The 22,146-nt window shown below is 65.2% G+C and carries 16 protein-coding genes; 9 read left to right on the top strand and 7 right to left on the bottom strand.

Annotated features, from left to right (window positions below; all coding sequences use genetic code 11):
- Positions 1 to 1,078 precede the first annotated feature (1,078 nt).
- A complete protein-coding gene (locus XH88_RS10620) occupies positions 1,079 to 2,182 on the top strand; it encodes a ring-opening amidohydrolase (protein ID WP_271615309.1) in 1,104 nt (367 codons plus the stop codon).
- 190 nt (positions 2,183 to 2,372) lie between these two features.
- Positions 2,373 to 3,842 carry an amidase gene (locus XH88_RS10615; RefSeq protein ID WP_271615308.1) on the top strand — a complete coding sequence of 490 codons (1,470 nt, stop codon included), beginning with the start codon at positions 2,373 to 2,375 and terminating at the stop codon, positions 3,840 to 3,842.
- A gap of 42 nt (positions 3,843 to 3,884) precedes the next feature.
- Here the strand turns inward: XH88_RS10615 and XH88_RS10610 are convergent, their stop codons facing one another.
- Entirely contained in the window at positions 3,885 to 4,205 is a 321-nt protein-coding gene (locus tag XH88_RS10610; protein WP_271615307.1) for a hypothetical protein, read from the bottom strand.
- A gap of 129 nt (positions 4,206 to 4,334) precedes the next feature.
- Here XH88_RS10610 and XH88_RS10605 point away from each other — a divergent pair, with 129 nt between their 5' ends.
- A complete protein-coding gene (locus XH88_RS10605) occupies positions 4,335 to 5,243 on the top strand; it encodes a PaaI family thioesterase (RefSeq protein WP_271615306.1) in 909 nt (302 codons plus the stop codon).
- Between the two features lie 107 nt (positions 5,244 to 5,350).
- The gene (locus XH88_RS10600) at positions 5,351 to 5,716 is read left to right on the top strand and encodes a hypothetical protein (protein WP_271615305.1); all 366 of its coding nucleotides are present in this window, start codon (positions 5,351 to 5,353) and stop codon (positions 5,714 to 5,716) included.
- Positions 5,717 to 5,725: 9 nt separating this feature from the next.
- On the opposite strand, the gene XH88_RS10595 is transcribed toward XH88_RS10600, so the two are convergent.
- Together XH88_RS10595 and XH88_RS10590 are read right to left on the bottom strand one after the other, a co-directional pair.
- The gene (locus XH88_RS10595) at positions 5,726 to 6,358 is read right to left on the bottom strand and encodes a 2-dehydro-3-deoxy-6-phosphogalactonate aldolase (RefSeq protein ID WP_271615304.1); all 633 of its coding nucleotides are present in this window, start codon (positions 6,356 to 6,358) and stop codon (positions 5,726 to 5,728) included.
- Between the two features lie 13 nt (positions 6,359 to 6,371).
- On the bottom strand, positions 6,372 to 7,286 hold the full coding sequence (locus tag XH88_RS10590) for a 2-dehydro-3-deoxygalactonokinase (protein WP_271615303.1): 915 nt from the start codon (positions 7,284 to 7,286) through the stop codon (positions 6,372 to 6,374).
- Positions 7,287 to 7,936: 650 nt separating this feature from the next.
- On the opposite strand from XH88_RS10590, the gene XH88_RS10585 reads away from it, so the two are divergent.
- The 5 genes from XH88_RS10585 (at position 7,937) to XH88_RS10565 (ending at position 13,208) form a co-directional block, all read left to right on the top strand.
- Positions 7,937 to 8,680, top strand: coding sequence for a hypothetical protein (locus XH88_RS10585; RefSeq protein WP_271615302.1), 744 nt, complete (start codon positions 7,937 to 7,939; stop codon positions 8,678 to 8,680).
- Between the two features lie 352 nt (positions 8,681 to 9,032).
- Positions 9,033 to 10,262: a C40 family peptidase gene (locus XH88_RS10580; RefSeq protein ID WP_271615301.1), complete on the top strand. Its 1,230-nt coding sequence runs from the start codon at positions 9,033 to 9,035 to the stop codon at positions 10,260 to 10,262.
- A 21-nt stretch (positions 10,263 to 10,283) separates the two neighbouring features.
- Positions 10,284 to 11,258, top strand: coding sequence for a hypothetical protein (locus XH88_RS10575; RefSeq protein ID WP_271615300.1), 975 nt, complete (start codon positions 10,284 to 10,286; stop codon positions 11,256 to 11,258).
- 240 nt (positions 11,259 to 11,498) lie between these two features.
- Positions 11,499 to 12,596, top strand: coding sequence for an LLM class flavin-dependent oxidoreductase (locus tag XH88_RS10570; RefSeq protein ID WP_271615299.1), 1,098 nt, complete (start codon positions 11,499 to 11,501; stop codon positions 12,594 to 12,596).
- A 57-nt stretch (positions 12,597 to 12,653) separates the two neighbouring features.
- Positions 12,654 to 13,208, top strand: a complete 555-nt coding sequence (locus XH88_RS10565; RefSeq protein WP_271615298.1) for a flavin reductase family protein — start codon at positions 12,654 to 12,656, stop codon at positions 13,206 to 13,208.
- A 61-nt stretch (positions 13,209 to 13,269) separates the two neighbouring features.
- Here the strand turns inward: XH88_RS10565 and XH88_RS10560 are convergent, their stop codons facing one another.
- The 4 genes from XH88_RS10560 to XH88_RS10545 all read right to left on the bottom strand — a co-directional run bounded on the left by XH88_RS10560 (position 13,270) and on the right by XH88_RS10545 (position 22,087).
- Entirely contained in the window at positions 13,270 to 15,120 is a 1,851-nt protein-coding gene (locus tag XH88_RS10560; RefSeq protein WP_271615297.1) for a sigma-54-dependent Fis family transcriptional regulator, read from the bottom strand.
- A gap of 95 nt (positions 15,121 to 15,215) precedes the next feature.
- The gene (locus XH88_RS10555; protein WP_271615296.1) at positions 15,216 to 18,518 is read right to left on the bottom strand and encodes an acetyl-CoA carboxylase family protein; all 3,303 of its coding nucleotides are present in this window, start codon (positions 18,516 to 18,518) and stop codon (positions 15,216 to 15,218) included.
- Positions 18,519 to 18,530: 12 nt separating this feature from the next.
- Positions 18,531 to 20,249 carry an AMP-binding protein gene (locus XH88_RS10550; RefSeq protein ID WP_271615295.1) on the bottom strand — a complete coding sequence of 573 codons (1,719 nt, stop codon included), beginning with the start codon at positions 20,247 to 20,249 and terminating at the stop codon, positions 18,531 to 18,533.
- Positions 20,250 to 20,404: 155 nt separating this feature from the next.
- Positions 20,405 to 22,087, bottom strand: a complete 1,683-nt coding sequence (locus tag XH88_RS10545; protein ID WP_271615294.1) for a methyl-accepting chemotaxis protein — start codon at positions 22,085 to 22,087, stop codon at positions 20,405 to 20,407.
- Positions 22,088 to 22,146 lie beyond the last annotated feature (59 nt).

Below are 22,146 nucleotides of genomic sequence, written 5' to 3'. Positions count from 1 at the left end.
CGCAAAGCCGCCCGCCCGCTACGGCGCTATGTGGGAGCGCGCGTCCGGGCGGCCTTGCTCTACCGAACTACACCACTACTGGGGACACGACCCGTGTCCCGGACGCGCTGCAGCGTGCAACGCTGCTGCGCAGGGCAGGGACCCAGGAGCCACACGGTGCGATACAGCGACATGGGCCCCGGCTCTGCAGCGCACCGCAAGTGCGCTGCGCTGCGTCCGGGGCACGAGAGTCGCGCTTGGCGCATGCTCTCACCACGTCGCAATGACGGAGTATGAGGCAGCAGCCTCGCTCTTCCGGTTCGCATCTTGACTTGCAACCATGCCTTCTCCCTCTCGCGGCGCGTTCCGCCCGAGTTTTGCTCTCCTCGTCCCGCCCTCAAAAGGAAGGGCGCAGGGAAGACCGAGTGCCGGCTGGCACCCGCGGTCCGCTGCGCGAAAGTGTAGCGCAAAGAGACCGCACAGCAGCATACAGGTGAAGCCGAACACACGGCCTTCCCTGCGCGATGGTTGGACGGCTTATGCCGTGCTCTCCCGGGAGCCGAATTCCTTCTGGCCTCCCTCGCGTTGCGGAAGTCACCGGCAGCGCGCCGGTCGGCGCCAATGCCGCATCCGCAAGACTTGACCGTAGCAACGACGGCCGGGACCACACGGTTTTGCCGTACGCAGGCTTTCCGCTCAGCCACAAGGCTTTGCGGACATCGAGCACCGTTCGTCCACGCGGCTTGCAAGTCGCTCACGGGTTCCGCCCTGCGCTCGCATCCGCGACGGCGCTGCCAGCGTCCACCGCAACCTGATCCACGGTTCGTGACGACGGACGACCGCCCCTTTTCGCCGGATCAGGATGGGCAACATATACGACAAATCCGAATTTCGGTAAAGTGGAATATTTTTAGTTGCCGGGGTTGACACGCCCGCGAAACTGGGGCGGCTAATGGCCGCCGTCCCGCGCCCAACACTCTCGGCGTCATCCTGCTTTGCCGGGACGATGATGGAGACTGCCGCGGCACCTTGACATCCACCGCACTTCCACGGCTGTTAGAATGCGCCGGGCCACCGAACTTCCCACGAGGACACCCCCATGCGCACCACATCGGTCGGCGCCTTCAAGATCGCCACCAAGGGCCCTGGCGACGTCTCCGGCCTGATGAACCTGATCGGATCAGGCGCGATCGAGCCCAGCTCCATCCTGGCGATCCTCGGCAAGACCGAGGGTAATGGCGGCGTCAACGATTTCACGCGGGAATATGCCGTCGCGGCGCTGTGCACGGCGCTGGCGCCGAAGCTCGAGCTGACGCCTGAAGAGGTCGAGCAGCGCATCGCCTTCGTGATGTCCGGCGGCACCGAGGGCGTGCTCAGCCCGCACCTCACGGTGTTCACGCGCCAGGAGATTCAACAGCGGCCCGCCGGCATCTCCGGCAAGCGATTGAGCATCGGCATGGCGCAGACACGCGATTTCCTGCCCGAGGAGCTCGGCCGCTCCGCGCAGATCACCGAGACGGCCAAGGCGGTGAAGGCTGCGATGGCGGACGCCGGCATCACCGATACCAATGACGTCCATTTCGTCCAGATCAAATGTCCGTTGCTGACCAGCGAGCGTGTCGAGGCTGCAAGCGCGCGCGGCAACAAGACCGCGACGATCAGCGCCTACAGCTCGATGGCCTATTCGCGCGGCGCTTCCGCGCTCGGGGTGGCCGTCGCGCTCGGCGAAATCGCGGCCGACATCCGCGATGAGGACGTGCTGCGGCGCTACGACCTGTTCTCGAAGGTCGCCTCGACCTCGTCAGGAATCGAGCTGATGCACAACGTCGTCATCGTGCTCGGCAATTCGGAGAGCTCGGCAAGCGAATTCGAGATCGGACATGCCGTCATGAGCGATGCGATCGATGCTGCTGCCGTGGCCGAGGCGCTGAGCGGCGTCGGACTTGGCGCGCAGGCAAAACCGGGCCGCGAGCTCGTCAACATCTTCGCCAAGGCCGAGGCCTCGCCTGATGGCGCCGTACGCGGCTTCCGCCACACCATGCTCGAGGACACCGACATCAGCTCGACACGCCATGCCCGCGCGGCGGTCGGCGGCCTGATCGCCGGCCTCGCCGGCACCGGCGCGGTCTACGTCTCCGGCGGCGCCGAGCATCAGGGGCCTCCTGGCGGCGGACCGGTTGCGGTGATCGCGCGCCTCTCCTAAAGCGCGTCATCGCGCTTTAGTCTATTGTTTGAGCATGATCTTGGCGGAAAACCGCTGCACACTTTTCCGGATCATGCTCTGTGAGCGGCCACCTCTCCGCCCCGCGCAACCCTGCCCCTCGCGGCGGCTCAGTTGATTCACGCGGGCCCTTGCGAAAAAGGTGAAGCGACACCTTGAGGGATCTAATTACATGACGTTGCCGATGAGCTGGAATGAATGGACGCAGCACGATGGCGTCGGGCTGGCAGCGCGCGTCCGCAAGGGCGAGCTGACGGCAAGGGAGTTGGCACGTCAGGCGGCCGCCGCCGTGGCCAAAGTCAATCCGGCGCTGTCGGGCGTGGTCGAGCTGTTCGAGGACGTGATCGCCGATCCCGCCAAGGACGGCGCCAATCTTGCCGGCCCGTTCGCCGGCCTGCCTTTCCTGATGAAGGATCTGGGCCCGACCATGAAGGGCCGGCTGCAGGAGATGGGCTCGCTGCTGATGCGCGGCAATCGCGCCTCGGTCGACACGTTCCTGACCGGTAAATTCCGTCAGGCGGGGCTCAACCTGATCGGGCGCACCACGACGCCGGAATTCGGCGTGTGCTCTTCCGCTGACAATCCGGCGGTCTACGTGACCCGCAATCCCTGGAACACCGACTACACCACCTGCGGCTCGTCGGCCGGCAGCGCGGCGATGGTCGCGGCCGGCGTGGTGCCGATTGCGCATGCGACCGACGGCGGCGGCTCGATCCGCATTCCCGCCGGCGTCAACGGTAATATCGGCCTGAAGGTGTCCCGCGGCGTGTTCTCGCTGGCGCCGCACATGTCCGACCTTACCGGCCTCGTCTCGATCCAGGGCTGCCAGTCGCGCACGGTGCGCGACACGGCGGCCTTCGTCGATCATGCCCGCGGGCCTGCGCCCGGCGAGTTCATGCCATTCTGGACCACCGCGCAGCCCTATTCCGAGATGATCAAGCGCGATCCGGGAAAGCTCCGCATCGCGCTGTCGCACACCTGGGGCGGCTATACCGCGACGGCCGAGATCGCAGCCGAGCTGGCCAAGGCCGGCCGCTTCCTCGAAGGCCTCGGGCATCACGTCGACTACGCGCTGCCCGAGCTCGACCTCCCCGCAGCGTTCGAGGCGCAGACCACCTGCTACATCTCGAACTTCGCGGTGGTGATCTCCAACATGCTGGCCGCGCGCGGGCTGGAAAAGCCGCCGGAGGATCTGATCGAGCCCATGAACATCCGGATCTGGGAAGCCGGGCGCCACACCAGCTTCGCCGAACGGGCGAAGATGCAGGGCGTTTTCAACACGACCTCGCGCGGCTTCGGCAGCTTCTTCGAGCAGTGGGACGTCATCCTGACGCCGATCACGGCACTGCCGACGCCGAAGGTCGGCACGAAGCAGTACCTCACGATCTCGGACAATCCTGACGTGCGCAACTGGTTCGACAATCTCTGGCGCTTCTTCGCCTTCACGCCGCTGGCCAATCTCTGCGGCATGCCCGCGATCTCGCTGCCGATGGCCGCGCAAGACTATGGGCTGCCGCTCGGCATCCAGGCGATCGCCAAGCAGGCCAATGACGGCCTGCTGCTGCAACTCGCCGCCCAGATCGAGCGCGCGCTGGACGGGAAATGGAACGGCGGGAAGAAGCCGAAGGTGCATGTCGGCTGAGTTGCCGCGATCGCATTCGAATTCGATCGCTCTGCCTGAGCCTCAGTTCTTCACCGCAGGAATATCTTCCGGCGGCGGCTGCTGCTGGCCCTGCTTGTACATCACGATCGCCTTGTCGAGCGCTTCGCGCAGCGCCAGCGCGGCGGCGACGCTGCAGCGCAGATGCGCAGTCTGGACCACGTCGACCCTGACGGCCGCTCCGATCGGCATCAAGAGGTTCGCGGCAAGCTCGATCTGGATCGCGCCGTTGTGATGGCCGAAGCAGGATGCACCGTCGAAATAGATGATCGGCGCCCGCTCCGAGCTCGAGCTGGAAATAGTGACGGCCCCCTGGCTGGTGGCAGGTGTTTCGGGGTCGGCCATGGGATACTCCTCGCGGGCAATGGGAGGTCCACCATCGTTGCTTCACCGGGCTCTGTCGAGGCCAAACCTGCACTGCGGGCTGCCATGCGGGGTTTTGCGCCGCGCCCGACACTGGTCTAGAACGTCGCTATGTCCAGCTCATCCAGCACGCTTCCCTTCGAGGAACTCGCCGAGGCCATCAAGGGCCGCCGCTCCGATTATGGCCATATCAGCGGGCTCCAGCTCGACCGGTTCGCGCCTGCTGAGGCCTGGTCGAGCCTGCCCTACCGCCCCGTCTTCGTCGGCGACACCGGGACCGGCGTGCTGCATGGCGGCGTCGTTACAGCAATGCTGGACGAGAGCTGCGGCATGGCGGTGCAGCTCGCGCTCGACGGCACCAGCGCGATCGCAACGCTCGATCTGCGGATCGACTACCAGAAGCCGGCGACGCCCGGCCTCGACATCAAGGCGCATTCGGTGTGCTATCGCACCACCCGCTCGATCGCCTTCGTGCGCTCCACCGCGTACCAGGAGTCCGAGGACGATCCGGTGGCGACGGCGACCGCCTGCTTCATGATCGGCGCCAACCGCACCAACATGCTGGCGGACCGCAAGATGGATTCGCGCAGCATTCCGACGCTGGAGGCGCCTGACGATCCGGACGGCCCGTTCGCCGCCAGCCCGTTCGCGCGCGCCCTCGGCATTCGCGTCAATGGTGACGGTACGCTGACGATGCCGTTCTCGCCGAAGATCATCGGAAACCCGATCCTGCCCGCCATCCATGGCGGCATGACCGGCGCCTTCCTCGAGACCACGGCGATCCTCGGCGTCCGGCGCGAGCTCGGGATCGCGACGCTGCCGAAGCCCATTGGGCTCACCGTCAATTATCTGCGCTCCGGCCGGGCGCTGGACACCGTGGCCAATGTCTCGATCGTGAAACAGGGCCGGCGCATCGTCGCCTTCGAAGCGCGGGCCTGGCAGGACGACCCGGGCAAGCCGATCGCCTCCGCCTTCGGTCATTTCATGCTGCGCCCCACGCCCGGAAACGACGAGGAATAGGCGTATTTTACTTGACGGACAGGGCTTGACGTCCAAGGCTTGATATCCAAGGCTCGGCATCGAAAGCTTGGACACAGCTATAGCGCATTCCCGCGAGAGGTATTGGATTGCGGCATCCGATCGACATCATCGCCATGTTTGCCGCCATCTGGCTGCTCGCCTCGATGGTGCTCGACGCGGTGACGCCGAAGGAGCTGACGGCGGTCATGATCGCCATCGCGCTCGCCCCCGCTGTCGTCATCACCGCGGTGTTCTACTATCTGCGTTGCCCGCGCACCGACTTCGCGGTGATCTTCGCTGCGCTCTGGCTGATCTCGGACATCGCCATCGCCTTCATCTCGCCCAAGGAGCTGCCGCACTGGCTGATCGGGCTCGGCTTCGTGCCGGCGACGCTGATCGGCATCGTGCTGCACTGGCAGCGCTTCCAGCGCCGCCACGAACGGTTGCCCGTGCCCTCGGCGAAGCGCGGCTAGCGCGAGCAATCAGCCGCTCTGAACGGCGAGATCGTAGGCTTCGACCGTCACCTTCGCGCGCGTGGCGACATCGGCAGCCGACATGCCCGGCTTGTACAGGCTCGAGCCCAGCCCGAACGCGGTGACGCCGCCCTTGATGTACTCGGCAAAATTCTGATCGGAGACGCCGCCGACCGCGGCGATCATGACGCCCGCGGGCAACACGGCGCGGATCGCGGCGATGCCGGAGGCACCGAGCACGCTCGCCGGAAAGAATTTCAGGCCGGATGCGCCGGAGCGCGCCGCGAGCAGCGCCTCGGTCGGCGAGAACACGCCGGGCAGCGTCACCATGCCGTGCTGATGCGCCCGCGCCAGCACGTCGGTGTCGACATTCGGCGAGACCATCAGCCTGCCGCCGGCGTCGTTGAGACGATCGACATCCGCCGCTGATAGCACCGTGCCGGCGCCGATCAGCACGCCTGATGGCGCGAGCTTCGCCGCAAGTCCGATGGAGCGGAACGGATCGGGCGAGTTCAGGGGAATTTCGATCGCGGTCATGCCGGACTCGATCAGCACGCCGACGATGGCCTCGGTCTGCTCCGGCTTGACGCCGCGCAGGATCGCGACCAGAGGCCGCTTCATCGCCGGAAAGGGAACGCTCATCTCAACAATCCTTCTACTTCGTCCAGATCGCCGCAGCCGCCATCGACAGGCCGCGGCGCACCGCTTCATCGGCATCGATCGGATTCACGGCCACCGACAGCGCATCGAAAGCCTGCCGGTACAGCTTCGCAAGCCGGCCCGAAGCAACCAGCGCGATGCCAGCTTTCGGCACGCTGCCGGAAAGTCCTGCTGCGAGCTCCGCGCCGATCAACGTGCCCGACAACGTCTCGCGCGCGGCGGCCGGCGTGCCGCCGAACAAGAGCTGGCGCGACCGCGCCGTAAACAGAAGATTGGCGGCGAAGGCGGGCGTCTCGAACGCCGCTTTCACGGCCGACTTGAAGCTCGCGACATCCTCGGTCTCATCGGCGCCGGCAACCGTGAGCGACAGAATCGTCTCGCGCGAGACGACGCTGAACAGCTCGCCGGTCATGAAGGTCGAAAAGTGCTCGACAACGCCGCCCTTCACCCGCACCCATTTCGAATGCGTGCCGGGCATGCAGACCAGCGCCTCGCCCGCGGCACCGAGGCCGAGCGCGCCGAGCAGCTGCGTCTCCTCGCCACGCATCACATCAGGCGCTTTCATGTCGCGCTGCGCGATGCCGGGCAGGATGCGGATGTCGCGCGCCTCGCCCGGCACGCGTGCAGCCTGCTTCAGAACCGCGGACAAAGGCGCCGGCGTATCAACGTAGCCGGCCTCGACCCAGCCGGTCTTGGCACCGGCCATGCCGCAGACAAGAACCGGCAGATGATCCGGCGCGACAACCGCGGCAAGGTGCGATTGCAGCACGCCGGGGAAGCCGGCCTTGGCCGCGGCCAGCATGCCTTCGTCGCTGCGGCGCTCGGCCAGCGCATGGCCGGTGCGATCGACCAGCCACAGCCGAAAGCTGCTGGTGCCCCAATCGACCGCGACAAAAGCGGGTTCGGTCATTTCCGATCTCATCTCACTCGTCAGAATCAATGCCTGATAGCACGGCTCCCGGCGACGAGACCAAGATGTTTGTCGGCCGCATGCCCGCTCGCCATCAAAGGTAGCGAATAACTTGCACTACACGCGCATTGGCTGCACAATGGCGTTTTAGGCGATTTCTACCTTTGCGGTCCTTGGAGGCCAGCATGCCATTAGTTCAAGTGCTTCCACGCGAGCCGAAGCCGAAGCCATACCCCGATCCTGTCAAAAAGCCCTCGCCAAGGCCACCAGCCCCTCTGCCCGGCAGGCCGCCGGGACCGATCGATCCCGACTAGCGCCGTCGCGTCGCGCGGTGAATCCGGCGGCAGGAAACCTCGTCTGTCTGCAACACACAGTTCCTTCCCTCTCACGGGAGCACCACCGTGTCGGACATCGTGAAGGCCCTTTGGGGGAAGCTTTATGCATGGGCGCTTCCCGCCGCGATGGCACTCGGAACAGCGTGGTTCCTGATCTACCGGAATGCGTCCTTCCTTCAATTCAAGTCGGGTCTCGAGAGTTCGGAAAAGCTATGGGTCTTTCTCGCGCTCACGGCCGCGCTCGCGTTCACAATGAACGCCTGCTCGATGCAACTCTACCGGTTCCTCGAAGGATACCTTCTGTGGCCAAAGTGGTTGCAGGCTGCCGGCGTCCGGCGGCAACTGCGTATCAAGCAGACACTTCAGCGGGATCTGGCCGGTTCGGGGTGGCGACGAGGTCTCGCACTGGAAAGGCTGGCACAATATCCGCTCGACAACGCCCAAGTCGCGCCGACGCGGTTCGGAAACGCGCTTCGCGCATTCGAAACCTATGGCAAGACGCGGTTCAATCTCGACTCGCAGACGCTGTGGTATGAGTTGTGCGCGGTCGCACCGAAGACTGTGCAAACCGCGATCGACGATGCCCGCTCGTCCGTCGACTTCTTCATCGCAACAACTTACCTGAGCTTTTTGATCGGCGTGTTCGGCGCGGCCTGCGCGATCTATGAACGCGGCCCGCTCCTGCTCGTCCTCGTCTCGGTGGTCGCGTTGGCCCTCAGCCCGATCTGTCACTGGCTCGCGATCAGGACGACTGGCGAGTGGGCTGTGGCCGTTCAGGCGCTCGTCAACGTTTCACGTCTGAAGCTTGCACAAGCGATGGGCCTCGAGGTTCCGAAGTCGCTCGCCGAAGAGAAGAAGATGTGGGGGCTCGTCACGAAATACACCTACTTCGCAAGGGACGCGGACGGCGCCGCCCTCGACCCGTACAAGAAGGCGGAGACCAAGCACCAATGCCGGTGTGGAGGCGAAGGTGGTGCTGAGGCAGAAGGCGGCGATCCGGGCGACGACGAGGACAAGGACGAGGATGGGGAGGAGGAGCCGGCGGCCGAGGAGACCTGAATGAACTGACCCGGGCCCGCAAAGTCCGATTTATGACGGCGGCGGATTGCTTGACTCCTCATCAACTTATGATAGCGTTGGTCCTATATTATACCATCGATTGTTTGGATTGCGGCGAGACGCCATTCGCCGATCGAACTTGAGGCGATCATTTTTCGTGATCGATCGATAGCGCCGGATATCGGCTGATTTCTTCTCCGATAGACCTCGCTGTCCAGCCGCCGGTCTCCGCAGCCGATCCAACCGAACTGTCTCGAACGGACTGACGAAGCGAATGTCGAGACCTCCAAGGAGGCGCCGCGCCGCATCGAACAGTCTCCGCGAAGATGCAACCGGGGAGCGACAGGTCACCATGACGGATTCAACACCTGACTGGCTCGCGGTAATGCGCCAGATCGACGGCACCAAATGGGCGCCCGGCGATGGCCCCAGCGACACGATCCAGAGCTGGCTCAGCTTCATCGGCACGACAAACCCGAACATGGCGTCGTACTGCAACTCGGTCGCGCGTCTGGACTATTTCTCCTGGTGTGGCCTCACTGTCGCCTACTGCATGGCCAAGGCGGGAATCCCGCCGGTGTTCGGCGCCACCGAAACTACTCGTTTCCTATTCGCAATGTCGTGGCTCGGATTCGGTACTCCGGTCACGTCAGCGCCCCAAGCGGGCGACGTCCTGATCTTCGATTTCGGCGGCGGTGACCACCACGTGACGCTGTTCGAGAAGGACAATGGCAACGGCACCTACGCTTGCCGCGGCGGCAATCAGTCTCACGTCGCCAATGTGACGAACTTTCCCAAGAGTCGCTTGATGGGGATTCGGCGGCCGAGCGCCGCGGGCGCCACTCCGATGGCCGTCGCCAGCAGCGGAACTCTGGTCCCAGGCGCCGAAGGACGCCTCGTCACTGCGCTGCAAGGCGCGTTGGCCGCCGCAGGCTTCGATCCCGGCGGCGTCGACGGCGAATACGGTCCGCTCACAAGCGCGGCAGTGTCAGCCTTCCAACGCGCCCGCAACCTGCCGATCACCGGGATAGCCGATCCCGCCACGCTCCAGAATCTCGGCGTATCCATCGACACGAGTTCGCAACCTCTACCGGCCACGGAGGCGTCGACGACGATGCAGCCTCAGGATCTCCTCAAGACCATCATCGACGCCTTGATCGTGCAGAGAACCGGCCAGGCGCCGACCCAAGCAACCGCCCCTGGACAGGTCGACATGACGCAAATCCTGCAGTTGGCAATCTCCGCCCTGAGCGGAAAGCCGCTGCAACTTCCTGTGGCGCCGACTGCCGGCACCGCGACAACGCCGAGCGCGACGGTCCCGGTCCTGTCCACCATCGACAACATCTTTGGTGGCGAGGCGCTCGCCGGGAAGAAGACTCTGATCGCGGTGATCGCCTACGTGATCCTCGCTATCCTGCAGGCGACGGGGGTCGCGGGCACCGCGATGGGTGACACCGCGACACCGACGGGCCAGATCCTGACGACCCTGATCGGAGCCTTTGGTACGCTCGGCGGCGCTGCCAAGATCGACCGGCTGACACAATTGCTCGGCCTGATTGCAGGCCAGGCCGCACAGAAATAGGCGACGTCCGGAGCGCAAGCGATGCCGAATTACCGCAGTCTGGTCGGCGGGTTCTTCTCGTCCACGCCGATGGATAAAACCACCGGTCCCGTGACGATCCGGATGAACAATCCCGGCGCGATCAACGGCGCGCCTTGGGAGAAGACATATCCAGGCTACGTCGATACTGTCGAGACCACCCCCGGCAATCGTTCGACGATCTTCGAAGCTCCGGAATTCGGCATCGGCGCGTGGTGGGATCTCATGCGGCGATATCGGGCCGCCAATGTCATCACCGTCGGCGGTATCATCAATCGGTACGGCGGCGGACAGGACTACTCGGCCTACATTCAATTCGTCGCGAAGACGACGGGCTTTACCCCAGACACAACGATCGATCTCAACGACGACCAGCAGGTCCTGACATTCGGCAAGGCGATGTTCCGCTATGAAGCCGGACGCCCATTGCCTTGGAGCGACGATCAGGTTCTCTGCGGTATCCGTGGCGGTCGGCAATTCGCCAGCAGTGGGAGCTGGCCCGCCGCAGCCGCGCCGACGCTCTCACCCCAGACCCAACCGGGCTCGCTGGTATCCAACAATCAGTCCACCTCGAACGATTTGCTACCCTTGCTGCAAAAGCTCGTGCTGGCGCTCGCGACCCGTCCTCCCGGACCACCCGATCCGTCGACCGCCCGCCCTCCTGGGCCACCAGCGCTTCCTGCGAAGGGCACGCCAAGCGCATCGCCAAACGTCATCTCCCCACCTCCCGTCCTCTCGACGATCGACAAGATTTTCGGCGGCGAGACATTGACCGGTTCGAAGACGATGATCGGCGTGCTGTCATATGCGCTGGTGACAATTCTAAAGGCGGCCGGCGTGCTCGGCGCCGCCACGCCGGCTGGACAGATCCTGACCGTGCTTTCGATCGCGTTCAGCGTACTGGGCGGGCTCGCCAAGATCGACCGCATGACCCAGTCCATCAGCAACGTTGCAGCCAACGCACCACCCAAGATCTGACCGCGGCGGACAAGGAGGCGCCCGGCCGGCAACGCCGGGCGTCTCACCTTCAAGACAACGTCTCGCGACGGCGAGACGCGCGGACGGGCACCGCCGCCGGATATCGCCGATCCGCAGGCGCAAACAGCCAAATTCCAGCAAAATCCGCGCACTGGCGCGCTGGCACACCGCTTGCTCAAGCAGTCCTGCTCACATCCGTGAACCGCGCAGCAAGACGCGTCAATTGTGGAGAGGAAACCCATGGAGATCGGCTATTTCACGATGCCTTCGCATCCGCCGGAGTGCGGCCTGAAGGAAGGACATGACTGGGACCTGCAGGTGCTGCGCTGGCTCGACGAGCTCGGCTATCAGGAAGCCTGGATCGGCGAGCACCATACCGCGCCCTGGGAACCCAATCCCACGCCGGACCTCTTGATCGCACAAGCCCTGATGCAGACCAAGCGCCTGCGCATCGGACCGGGCGGATTCCTGTTGCCCTATCATCACCCGGCCGAGCTCGCCAACCGCGTCGCGATGCTCGACCATCTCTCCGAGGGCCGGCTCAATTTCGGCGTGGCGGCGAGCGGCTTGCCGAGCGACTGGGCGATGTTCAACGTCGACGGGATGAGCGGGCAGAACCGCGACATGACCCGCGAGGCGCTGGAGATCATCCTGAAGCTGTGGACCGAGCCGGCGCCCTTCACCCACAAGGGCAAGTTCTGGACGGTGAGCAAGCCGGACACGATGTTCGACTTCCTCAAGCCCCACATCAAGCCGCTGCAGGCACCGCATCCGCCGATCGGCGTCGCCGGGCTGTCGAAGAACTCGGACACCTTGAAGCTCGCGGGCGAGCGCGGCTTCATCCCGATGAGCCTCAACCTCAACCCGGCCTATGTCTCCAGCCATTGGGACTCGGTCGAGATCGGCGCCGCGAAAACCGGCCGCAAGCCGAACCGGCAGGACTGGCGGCTGGTGCGCGAGGTCTTCGTCGCCGACACTGATGAAGAAGCCTGGAAGCTCTCGACCGGCGACATGATGGGCCGGATGATGAGCGAGTACTTCCTGCCGCTGCTCGGCCATTTCGGCTTCAAGGACTATCTCAAGCATGCCCCCGACGTGCCCGACAGCGACGTCACGGTCGAATATTGCGCCAAGCGGAACTGGATCGTCGGCTCGCCGGCAACCGTCGCCGAGAAGATCGAGACGATCTACGACGAGGTCGGCGGCTTCGGCGTGCTCTGCGTGTTCGGCTTCGATTACAAGCACAAGCCGGAAGCCTGGCACCGCTCGCTCTCGCTGCTCAAGAACGAGGTGATGCCGCGCCTGAAGCATCTCGGCTCTGCAAAGAAGGCAGCTTGATTCCAAGCGGGTGCGGCGCGAACTTGCCGCACCCGCACCAGTTCCGGAGATATCGGCGTGACCGTCGACGCAAAGGACTTCAAGCAGGCGATGCGCCAATGCGCCGGCGCGGTCGCGCTGGTCACGGTCGGTGCCGAGCACGGCAAGCGCACCGGACTTACCGTGACGTCGGCCTGCTCGCTGTCGGACAATCCGCCATCGCTGATCGTCTGCGTCAACCGCAACGCCAGCGCGCATGCACGTATCCGCGAGGAAGGCGCGTTCGCGATCAACTTCCTGCACGAGGATCACGCGCTGCTGGCGCTGACCTTCAGTGGCCAGAAGGGCATCAATGGCGACGACCGGTTTGCGTTCGGCCAATGGACGCAGGGCGTCACCGGCGCACCGGTGCTGACGGACGCGGTCGCCGCGTTCGATTGCATGCTGGCACAGGAGTTCGAGGCCAGGACGCACTCAATCTTCGTCGGCGAGGTAAGAAGCGCGACGCATTCGGCCGCGGCCGCACCGCTGGTGTATCTGCGCAGCAGTTTCCATACGCCGCAGGAAATCCGTGAGACCGTTTCGATCGGCGATCTCGATTCACGGCATCTGAGCTGGACGGATTTTTCGTAAGCAGCCACATCGTCGGTGCGCTCGCCCCGCTTGCGGGGAGAGGCGAAGAGCCTGCGGCGCGCTACTGCGCCGTCTCGATCTTCAGCTGCTTGATCTTGCGATACAGCGTCGCACGGCTGAGTTTGAGAGCGCGGGCGGCTTCAGTGACGCGGCCGCCGTGCTTGCGGAGCGCCTGGACGATCGTGGCGCGTTCGGCCGCTTCGAGGTCGGCCTCCGCGGCTCTTCCACCGAACGGCGGCAGATCGAGATCGGCGTCCGTGATGACGCCATCCTCGGCCGTGCAGCCGGCGAGCCGCAGCACGTGGCGGAGCTGGCGCATGTTGCCGGGATAGGGATAGGCTGCGAGCTGCGCCCAAGCCTCCGGCGAGAGCCGGCAGTTCGGCGCCTCCTCGCGCGCGATCTGGCGAATGATGTCATCGCGATCCGCGCGCTCACGCAACGCGGGCAGTCGCACCTCCAGGCCGCGCAGGCGGAAATAGAGGTCGGCGCGGAAAGCGCCCTCCTCGGCCATGCGACCGAGGTCGCGGTGGGTGGCGCTGATCAGGCGGATATCGACGGGCACGGGCTTGAGCGCACCGAGCGGCCAGACCTCGCGATTTTCCAGCACGCGCAACAGCCGCGTCTGCAGCGAGATCGGCATGTCGCCGATCTCGTCCAGGAACAACGTGCCGCCGTCCGCCTGCACGATCAGGCCCTTCGAGCCGTCGCGTCGCGCGCCGGTGAAGGCACCGGCCTCATAGCCGAACAGCTCGGCGTCGATCAGGCTCTCCGGCATCGCCGCGCAGTTCAGCGCGACATAATTGTTGCGGGCGCGGTTGCTCGCAGCGTGAATCGCGCGGGCGAACACGTCCTTGCCGACGCCGGTCTCGCCATGCAGCAGCACCGGCAGATTGTGATCACCGATGCTGCGGAGGCGTTTCACGCTCCTGACCAGGCCGGGATCGCGGCCGGCGAGCCGGTGCAATGCATCGAAGCGGTCGACGGACGCATCGCGGCGAAGCGTGGAGGATCTCGCCCGCAGCGGCGGAGCAACGTGGCTCTGGCCCAATGGACGGCCATCGGCGCGGCGCAGCTCAACGATGCCATCGGCATGGAGCGAATGGTCGAGCTTGATGTAGCGCGACAGATCGATACCGGAGGCGATCAGGCCATCCGTGAGGCCCAGCAATGCACGAGCCGACCGGCAGGCGCCGATGATGCGGCGGTCATCGTCATAAGCGAGCAGGCCGCTGCCGCCATCGCCAGGCACGGTGGCGATCCAGGCGTCGCGGAAATGATCGCGGAAGATCGCGCCCTCCATCCGCCGCGTTGCCTCCATCGTCACCGCCAGCGCGAGCTGATGGGCGGCGCGTTCGAGGTCCTCGCGGCAGGAGGTAATGTTGATCGCCCCCGCGAGACGCCCGGCCTGGTCGAACAGCGGCGCGACCGCGCAGGAGAACATGTGCCATTGCGCACGAAAATGCTCCTCGCGATGCACCAGGATCGGCTTCTGCTCGGCCAGCGCAGTACCGAGCCCGTTGGTGCCCTCGAACGTCTCGGCGAAATTCGAGCCGGTATAGATCTTCCAGTCCAGGAACATCCGCGCATCTGCTTCGCCCGGCAGGCGGCTGAACAGCATGGTCGCATTCGCGTCAGCCAGATTGACGCAATAGCCGGCGTCGCGCAGCACGCGGGCGAGATCGTCGAGCTCGGGGGTCAGCAGCCGAATGGTCTCTTCCAAAGGCTCGGCGACGTGACGGATCTCGGCCTCGGTGAGCGTCTGCGGCGGACCCTGACGGGCGGGATCGAGCTTGTGGCTGATCAGGCAGCGCCGCCAGGAGTTTTCAATGCGCGAGGAGGCCCCGATGTCGGCCACATGATTGGCCACGGACAAGACACGGGCGACATGGTTCGAGGCCGAAAGGCTGGCCATCGCGGACGTCTCCACCCTGTATTATTGTGCAAAGTCTGGCACCACAGGCGGGGATGTCAATCGGGAACCGGGTGCAGCCTATTGCTGCACTGCGCTCACCAGGTGTCGATACACGGCCGCTTCTTCTCGGTCCTCACAGGCGGCTTCGGCACCGAGCGAAGTCCCGCCATGATCCAGCGCCGGGTCTCGGCCGGATCGATGACGTTGTCGATCTCGAATACCGAGGCGATCGAGACCGCCTTGCCGTTGGCATAGAGTTCGGCGACCTTGTTGCGATAATACGTCTCGCGCTCCTCGGGGTCGGCGATCGCCTCCATCTCCTTGCGGAAACCGAGGCGGACATAGCCTTCCAGGCCCATGCCGCCGAACTCACCGGTCGGCCAGGCCGCAGTGAAGAATGAGGCGTGGAAGCCGCCGCCGATCATCGACTGCGCCCCCAGCCCATAGCCCTTGCGCAGCACGATGCCGAACAATGGCACGGTGAGGCTCGCACCTGTGACGAACATGCGCGAGACGTGGCGCACGATCGCGGTCTTCTCGGCCTCCGGGCCGACCATGAAGCCGGGCGTATCGCATAGCGAGACGACAGGCAGGTCGAAGGCGTCGCAAAGCTGGAGGAAGCGTGCCGCCTTGTCACCGGCATCGGCATCGATCGCGCCGCCGAGATGGCGCGGATTGTTGGCGATCAGGCCGAACGGCTTGCCTTCGATCCGGATCAGCGCGGTGATCATGCCGACGCCGTAGTCGGGGCGCAGCTCCAGCACGCTGTTTTTGTCCGCGACGAGATCGATGACGCTGCGGATGTCGTAGACGCGCAGACGGTTTTCCGGGATGGCGCGGCGGAGCAGGCGCTGGTCGGCGGCCTCCCAGTCCGCCACCGCACCCTGGAAATAGGACAGATATTTTTGCGCGACCGATGTCGCCTCCTCCTCGTCTTCGACGAGGATATCGATAACGCCGTTTGGCGACTGGAACGAGACCGGGCCGACCTCGGCCGGATGATAGACGCCGAGCCCGCCGCCTTCGATCATGGCCGGGCCGCCCATGCCGATCGAGGCATTCCTGGTCGCGATGATGACGTCGCAGCAACCGAGCATCGCAGCGTTGCCCGCGAAGCAATAGCCGGAGACGACGCCGATGACCGGCACGAGGCCGGAGAGTCTTGCGAATTGCACGAAGGACGGGCCGTCGAGGCCGGTCATGCCGAGCCGGTCGGTATCGCCGGGCCGGCCGCCGCCGCCCTCGGCGTAAAACACCAGCGGCACGCGCCAATCTTCCGCAAGCGTCAGTATGCGGTCGATCTTCTTGTGATTCATGTGGCCCTGCGTACCCGCGAGCACGGTGTAATCATAGGCCACGACAATGCAACGCGCAGCGTCGCCGAACTTGTCGGCGTTGACGGTGGCGACGCCCGTGACGAGGCCGTCGGCCGGCGTATTCTTGATGAGATCGTCGAGCTTGCGCCGCCGGCGCTGCGCCGCGATCGCGAGGCTGCCATATTCCATGAACGAGCCGTCGTCGACGAGCTGGGCGACGTTCTCGCGCGCGGTGCGCTGATTGGTGTTGCGGCGGCGTTCGACCGCGGCCGGGCGGTTTTCATCGAGCGTATTGGCCTGGCGGGCGATCAGCTCGGCGAGGTCAGGGCGGATATGATCGAGATCGACATCGGCTTCCACTGCCGCGCTGTCGGCCGCGACGTCGAGCGGCTCGAGATACATGATCGGCTCGCCATGCATCAGCGTGACGCCGTCGCCGGCTGCGAGCTTCATGACGCGCCCGCCCTGCTCGGCCATCACGAGATGCTCCATTTTCATGGACTCGATCACGGCGAGTTGCTGGCCGGGGCGGACGATCTCGCCCTCCTTCACCTGAATGGTGACGATGGTGCCCTGCAACGGCGCGGCGACCATCACCGCGCCTTCGGGCACGGCTTGCGCAACATGCGCCTCGGCGCCGTGCACACCGCTGCGCTCGGTCGCAGCAAAGTAGAGCGGCTTGGCCGCGCCGTCCGCACTCTCGACCAGCTTTGCGATGTTGCGATCGATGAAGTCGGTCGCGATGCGGTTGGTCCTGAAATCGGCGTGCGCCAGCACCGCCTGAAGGAAAGCGATATTGGTGACGACGCCGTCGATGCGGAATTCGCGCAAGGCACGCGAGGCCTTCGCCACGACGTCATGCCAGGCCTCACCGGGCGTATGCACGATGACCTTGGCCAGCAGCGAGTCGAAGGCCGCGCTGGTCTTGTAGCCGGCATAGCCAAAGCTATCGACCCGGACGCCGGGACCGGACGACGGCTCGAACACAGCCAGCACGCCGCCGGTCGGATGCGTCGCCCCGGTCGCATCCAGCGTCTCCATGTTGACGCGCAGCTGCATGGCATAGCCGCGCGGCTTCGGAACCGATGCCTGTGCCAGGCCGAGCGAGGCCAGCGTCGCGCCTGATGCCACCGCGAGCTGGGCGTGAACGAGATCGAGTCCGAGCACCTCCTCTGTCACCGTATGCTCGACCTGAAGCCGCGGATTGGCCTCGATAAAGGCGAAGCTGTCGTCGGCGGAGCCGTCGACCAGAAACTCGAACGTACCGAGATTGTCATAAGACGCCGCAGCGGCGAGCTGCTTGGCGGACTCGATGATGCGGCCACGCAAACCGTCGCTCAGCGACGGGCTCGGCGCCACCTCGATCAGCTTCTGATGCCGGCGCTGGATGGTGCATTCGCGCTCCCAGAGATGCGAGATCGCCCCGTGCTTGTCGCCGATGATCTGCACCTCGATGTGGCGCGCCTGCCGGATCAGCCGCTCGGCATAGACGCCATCATAGCCGAAGGCGGCCTTGGCTTCGGACTGGCAGCGTGCATAGGCCTCCGCGAGATCGGCTGCGGTCTCGACGACGCGCATGCCGCGGCCACCGCCGCCGGCCATCGCCTTGATCACGATCGCAGCATTGTCGCCGAGCGAGTTGACGAACGCGGTGATCTCCTCAAGGCTCGACGGGCCACTGGTGCCGGCAATGATCGGCACGCCACAACGCTTTGCGAGTTGCCGGGCCGCGACCTTGTCGCCGAACAGGTCAAGCGCGGCCGGCTTCGGCCCGACGAAGACAAGGCCCGCATCGGCGCAGGCTCTTGCGAATGCCGGGTTCTCGCTGAGGAAACCATAGCCGGGATGCACGGCATCGCAGCCGACGCTCGTCGCCGCCTTCACCACCGCCTCGATGTCGAGATAGGCCCTTGCGCCGCGGCCGGGGATTTCGACCGCCTCGTCGGCGACGCGCACATGCAGCGAGAGCGCATCGTCCGCGGGATGGATCGCGACCGTCGCGATGCCGGCATCAGCCGCCGCGCGCGCAATGCGGATGGCGATCTCGCCGCGGTTGGCGATCAGGAGCTTCTTGAACGACATCGTCTCTCTCACTCAGACTGCGGCAGGCTGGTTGGGATTGAGGTCCTGCTTCTTCACCTTGCCGGTGGCCGTCAGCGGCAGCGCGTCGATGATGCGCACTTCCGGCACCTTGTAGACGGCCATGCGCTCGGCGCACCAGGCGCGAATGTCTTCGGAGATGGTGCCGACCGCCTCCGGCTTGAGCTGGATATAGGCCACAGGCACCTGCCCCCTGTCAGGATCGTCGCGGCCGACCACGCCGGAGCCCAGCACCTTCGGATGCTGCCCCAGCAGCGCCTCGATCTCCGGCGGAAACACGCTCATGCCCTTGACCTTCAGCATCTCCTTGCGACGGCCGAGGAAGTGCAGGAAACCGTCCTTGTCGATGGTGCCGATGTCGCCGGTGCGCAGCCAACCATCAACGAGCGACTCCGCGGTCGCCTCCGCCTTGTTCCAGTAGCTCTTGAGCAACGACGGCGTCCGCACGCGGATCTCGCCTTCGGCACCGAGCGGCAAAAGTTCACCGGTCTCGAAATCGGTGATCTTGAACTCGGCGCCGGGGACCGGCAGGCCGACGAAGATCGGCTGGCTGTTGAGATCGAAATCGTCGTCCTGGAAACCTGATGTGAACGTGTTGGAGGTGTGAGTCTCGGTCATGCCCCAGGCCGCCTCCATCAGGATGGTGCCCGTGAGATCCTTCCAGCGCTTGCGGTAGTCGGCATTGAGCTTCTTGACGAAGGAGACGACGCGCACCTGTTTAAGCGACGACAGGTCGAACTCGCTCCAGCGCGGGTGGTCCATCAGCTCGACCGCGCCATCAACCGGCATGGCCGTGATCGAGACCTTGTATTTGTCGATTGCAGCCATCGCGCCGACGGCGTCCCAGCGCGCCAGCAGCACCAGCGTCCCGCCGGAGAACAGCGGAAAAATCAGGCCGAAATTCTCGCCCGCAATCCAGAACTCGGGGAAGAACGACAGGAACACGCTGCTCTCGTCTGATAGCACCGAGATGCCGTAATTGGCGGCGGCCGTATAGACCATGTCGCGATGGGTATGGACGCAGCCCTTCGGCATGCCGGTGGTGCCGCCGGTGTAGTTGAGCGCGGCGACCTCATCGAGGCCGGGCGGCGGCAGCGGCACAGGCGCTGGCATTGCGGCGAGCGCGGGCAACAGGTCGGTCGCGCCTGAAATCGTGATGCGCGGCGTACGGATCGAGTCCGGCGTCGGAAACGCCGGCATCGCCGGGACGACATCGGCGAAGCTCGTCACGATGATCTCGCGCAGACTGACTTCGCCCCGCACCTGTTCGACCACGGGAATGAGCTGGTCGAGCGCCACGATCACCTCGGCCTGGGTGTCGTTGAGCTCGTAAGACAGCTCGAACGCGCGCGACAGCGGGCTCACGGGCACATGGACCGCGCCGAGCTTCAGGATGCCGAAGAACACGATGTGGAATTGCGGGGAGTTCGGCAGAAAGACCGCGACGCGATCGCCCCTGCGTACGCCCTTGGCCTGCAACAGCGCGGCAAAACGGTCGCTCTGCTGGTCAAGCTCGGCATAGGTCGTGACGTGACCGTAGAAGATCACCGCGGGGCGCGCGGGGCTCTGCTTGGCCCAGGCGCGCAGATATTCCGTCAGCGGAACTTCGCCATGCAGATAATTCGCCGAGCGCGGCATGCCCTTTGGCCACGCCTTCTCCCACAGGCCGTGCAAGGTGGCGAGGTAGTCCTTCTCGTTGAGGTCTGCACTCATGGCGTCTTTCCCGCGTGCTTTTCTTTTCGGGCACAGATGTGCCTTCGACCGACGTCATTACACGTCGAGCACGACGAACGTCATGTCAAGACAAACAGTTCGTCCGCATCACGGGCGATACCGTGACGCGGAAAAACGGCGAGACGGCTTGCGCGTCAGGCCGCCCGCACGCCGGCCACGAACGCGCTGACCTCGTTCTCCAGCGATTGCAGCTTCTCAGCCAGCCGGCCGCTCGATTGCAGCACGAGGCCGGCGACCTGTCCGGTCTCCGCGGTGGCGTCGGTGACGCCGGAGATGTTTTGCGAGACCTGGTCGGTGCCGGAGGCGGCTTCCTGCACGCTGTGGGCAATGGCCTGCGTCGCGGCGCCCTGCTCTTCGACTGCGGCCGCGATCGACGCGGAGATCTCGTTGACCTCCATGATGGTGGCGCGGATGCTCTCGATGTTGCCGACGACCTGATTGGTCTCGGCCTGGATCGCGGTAATCTGCGCGCCGATCTCGTCGGTGGCCTTGGCGGTCTGGCTCGCCAGCGACTTCACCTCGCTCGCGACCACGGCAAACCCCTTGCCGGCCTCGCCGGCACGCGCGGCTTCGATGGTGGCGTTGAGCGCGAGCAGGTTGGTCTGCGAGGCGATCTGGTTGATGAGGTCGATGACCTCGCCGATCTTGTGGGCGGCCGCGGCCAGGCCCTGCACGGTGTCGTTGGTGCGCTGGCCGTCGGCGGCGGCCTTGTCGGCGACGGTTGCCGCCTGCGCGACGCGCTGGCTGATCTCGGTGATCGAGGCCGACAACTGCCCGGCAGCGGACGCGACCATCTGCACGTTGTTCGATGCCTGCTGGCACGCGGTGGCGACGAAGCTGGCGCGGTCGCTCGCCTTGTTCGCGGTCTCCGACATGCCCTGCGCGGCCCGCTGCATCGCCCGAGCTTCATTGAAAACGTCGCGAACCACGGCCTGAACGCTTGCCTCGAACTTGCCGGCGAGATCGGCCATCGTCTTGCGCTTCTCGTCGTCGGCCTGCTGCTTTGCCTCCTGCTGCTCGGCGTGCATCCGGCCGACGGCCGCGGCATTGTCCTTGAACACCGCCAGCGCCTTGGCAAGCCCGCCGACCTCGTCGCGACGGCTGGTGTAGGGTACCTCGAATGCGCTGTCGCCGGCGGCGAGGCGCTCGGTCAATCCGGTGATCGTCGCGAGCGGCCGGGTCACGCTGCGGCCGATCGCGAAGGAGGCGCCGAGCACGAGCACGAACACCGCGAGGCACACGAGGCCGAACGTCATCGCGTCCTGGCGGAAGACGGCGTCGACGTCGTCGAGATAGATGCCGGTGCCGATGATCCAGCCCCAGGGCGCAAAGCCCTTCACATAGGAGATTTTCCCGACCGGCTGCTCGAAGCCGGGCTTGGGCCAGAGGTAGCTGTAGAAGCCCCCGCCCCGTTTCCTGACGACGTCGACGAAGCCGAGGAACAGCGCATTGCCCGAGGGATCCTTCATCCCGGCGAGATCCTTGCCGTCAAGCTCGGGCTTGATCGGGTGCATGACCATCTTCGGGGTCATGTCGTTGATCCAGAAATACTCGACCTTGTCGTAGCGCAGACTCTTGATTTCCGCCATCGCGGCCGCCTGTGCCTGCTCGCGCGAGAGTTTCCCGTCGCTCTCGAGCTTCTGATAGTGCGCCAGGATGCCGTAGCCGACATCGACCATGTGCTGCGTCTTGGCCTGGCGGTCGGCGACCATCTGGCTGCGCAGGGTCGACAGCGCGATCGGTACGAGCGCGATCATGCCGAGGAGGCTGATGCCGACAATGAGGACCAGCTTGAAACTGATGCGGGAGAAAATCATCGGGGCTCGCAAGAATTGAGCGGGGTTGATATGCCATTTTATCCCGGCCTCCTTAGCAA

This window comes from Bradyrhizobium sp. CCBAU 51627 (assembly GCF_028128765.1).
GTDB lineage: Bacteria > Pseudomonadota > Alphaproteobacteria > Rhizobiales > Xanthobacteraceae > Bradyrhizobium.
Note: the sequence above shows the minus strand (reverse complement) of the source record. Positions and strands in the feature narration are given on the sequence as shown.

Bases quoted from the DNA above. Each gene is read 5' to 3' on its own strand.
- XH88_RS10620 (WP_271615309.1), top strand. From the start codon at position 1,079: ATGCGCACCACATCGGTCGGCGCCTTCAAGATCGCCACCAAGGGCCCT.
- XH88_RS10550 (WP_271615295.1), bottom strand. From the start codon at position 20,249: ATGAGTGCAGACCTCAACGAGAAGGACTACCTCGCCACCTTGCACGGC.
- XH88_RS10580 (WP_271615301.1), top strand. From the start codon at position 9,033: ATGACGGATTCAACACCTGACTGGCTCGCGGTAATGCGCCAGATCGAC.
- XH88_RS10545 (WP_271615294.1), bottom strand. From the start codon at position 22,087: ATGATTTTCTCCCGCATCAGTTTCAAGCTGGTCCTCATTGTCGGCATC.
- XH88_RS10555 (WP_271615296.1), bottom strand. From the start codon at position 18,518: ATGTCGTTCAAGAAGCTCCTGATCGCCAACCGCGGCGAGATCGCCATC.
- XH88_RS10590 (WP_271615303.1), bottom strand. From the start codon at position 7,286: ATGACCGAACCCGCTTTTGTCGCGGTCGATTGGGGCACCAGCAGCTTT.
- XH88_RS10575 (WP_271615300.1), top strand. From the start codon at position 10,284: ATGCCGAATTACCGCAGTCTGGTCGGCGGGTTCTTCTCGTCCACGCCG.
- XH88_RS10595 (WP_271615304.1), bottom strand. From the start codon at position 6,358: ATGAGCGTTCCCTTTCCGGCGATGAAGCGGCCTCTGGTCGCGATCCTG.
- XH88_RS10560 (WP_271615297.1), bottom strand. From the start codon at position 15,120: ATGGCCAGCCTTTCGGCCTCGAACCATGTCGCCCGTGTCTTGTCCGTG.
- XH88_RS10605 (WP_271615306.1), top strand. From the start codon at position 4,335: ATGTCCAGCTCATCCAGCACGCTTCCCTTCGAGGAACTCGCCGAGGCC.
- XH88_RS10570 (WP_271615299.1), top strand. From the start codon at position 11,499: ATGGAGATCGGCTATTTCACGATGCCTTCGCATCCGCCGGAGTGCGGC.
- XH88_RS10615 (WP_271615308.1), top strand. From the start codon at position 2,373: ATGACGTTGCCGATGAGCTGGAATGAATGGACGCAGCACGATGGCGTC.
- XH88_RS10610 (WP_271615307.1), bottom strand. From the start codon at position 4,205: ATGGCCGACCCCGAAACACCTGCCACCAGCCAGGGGGCCGTCACTATT.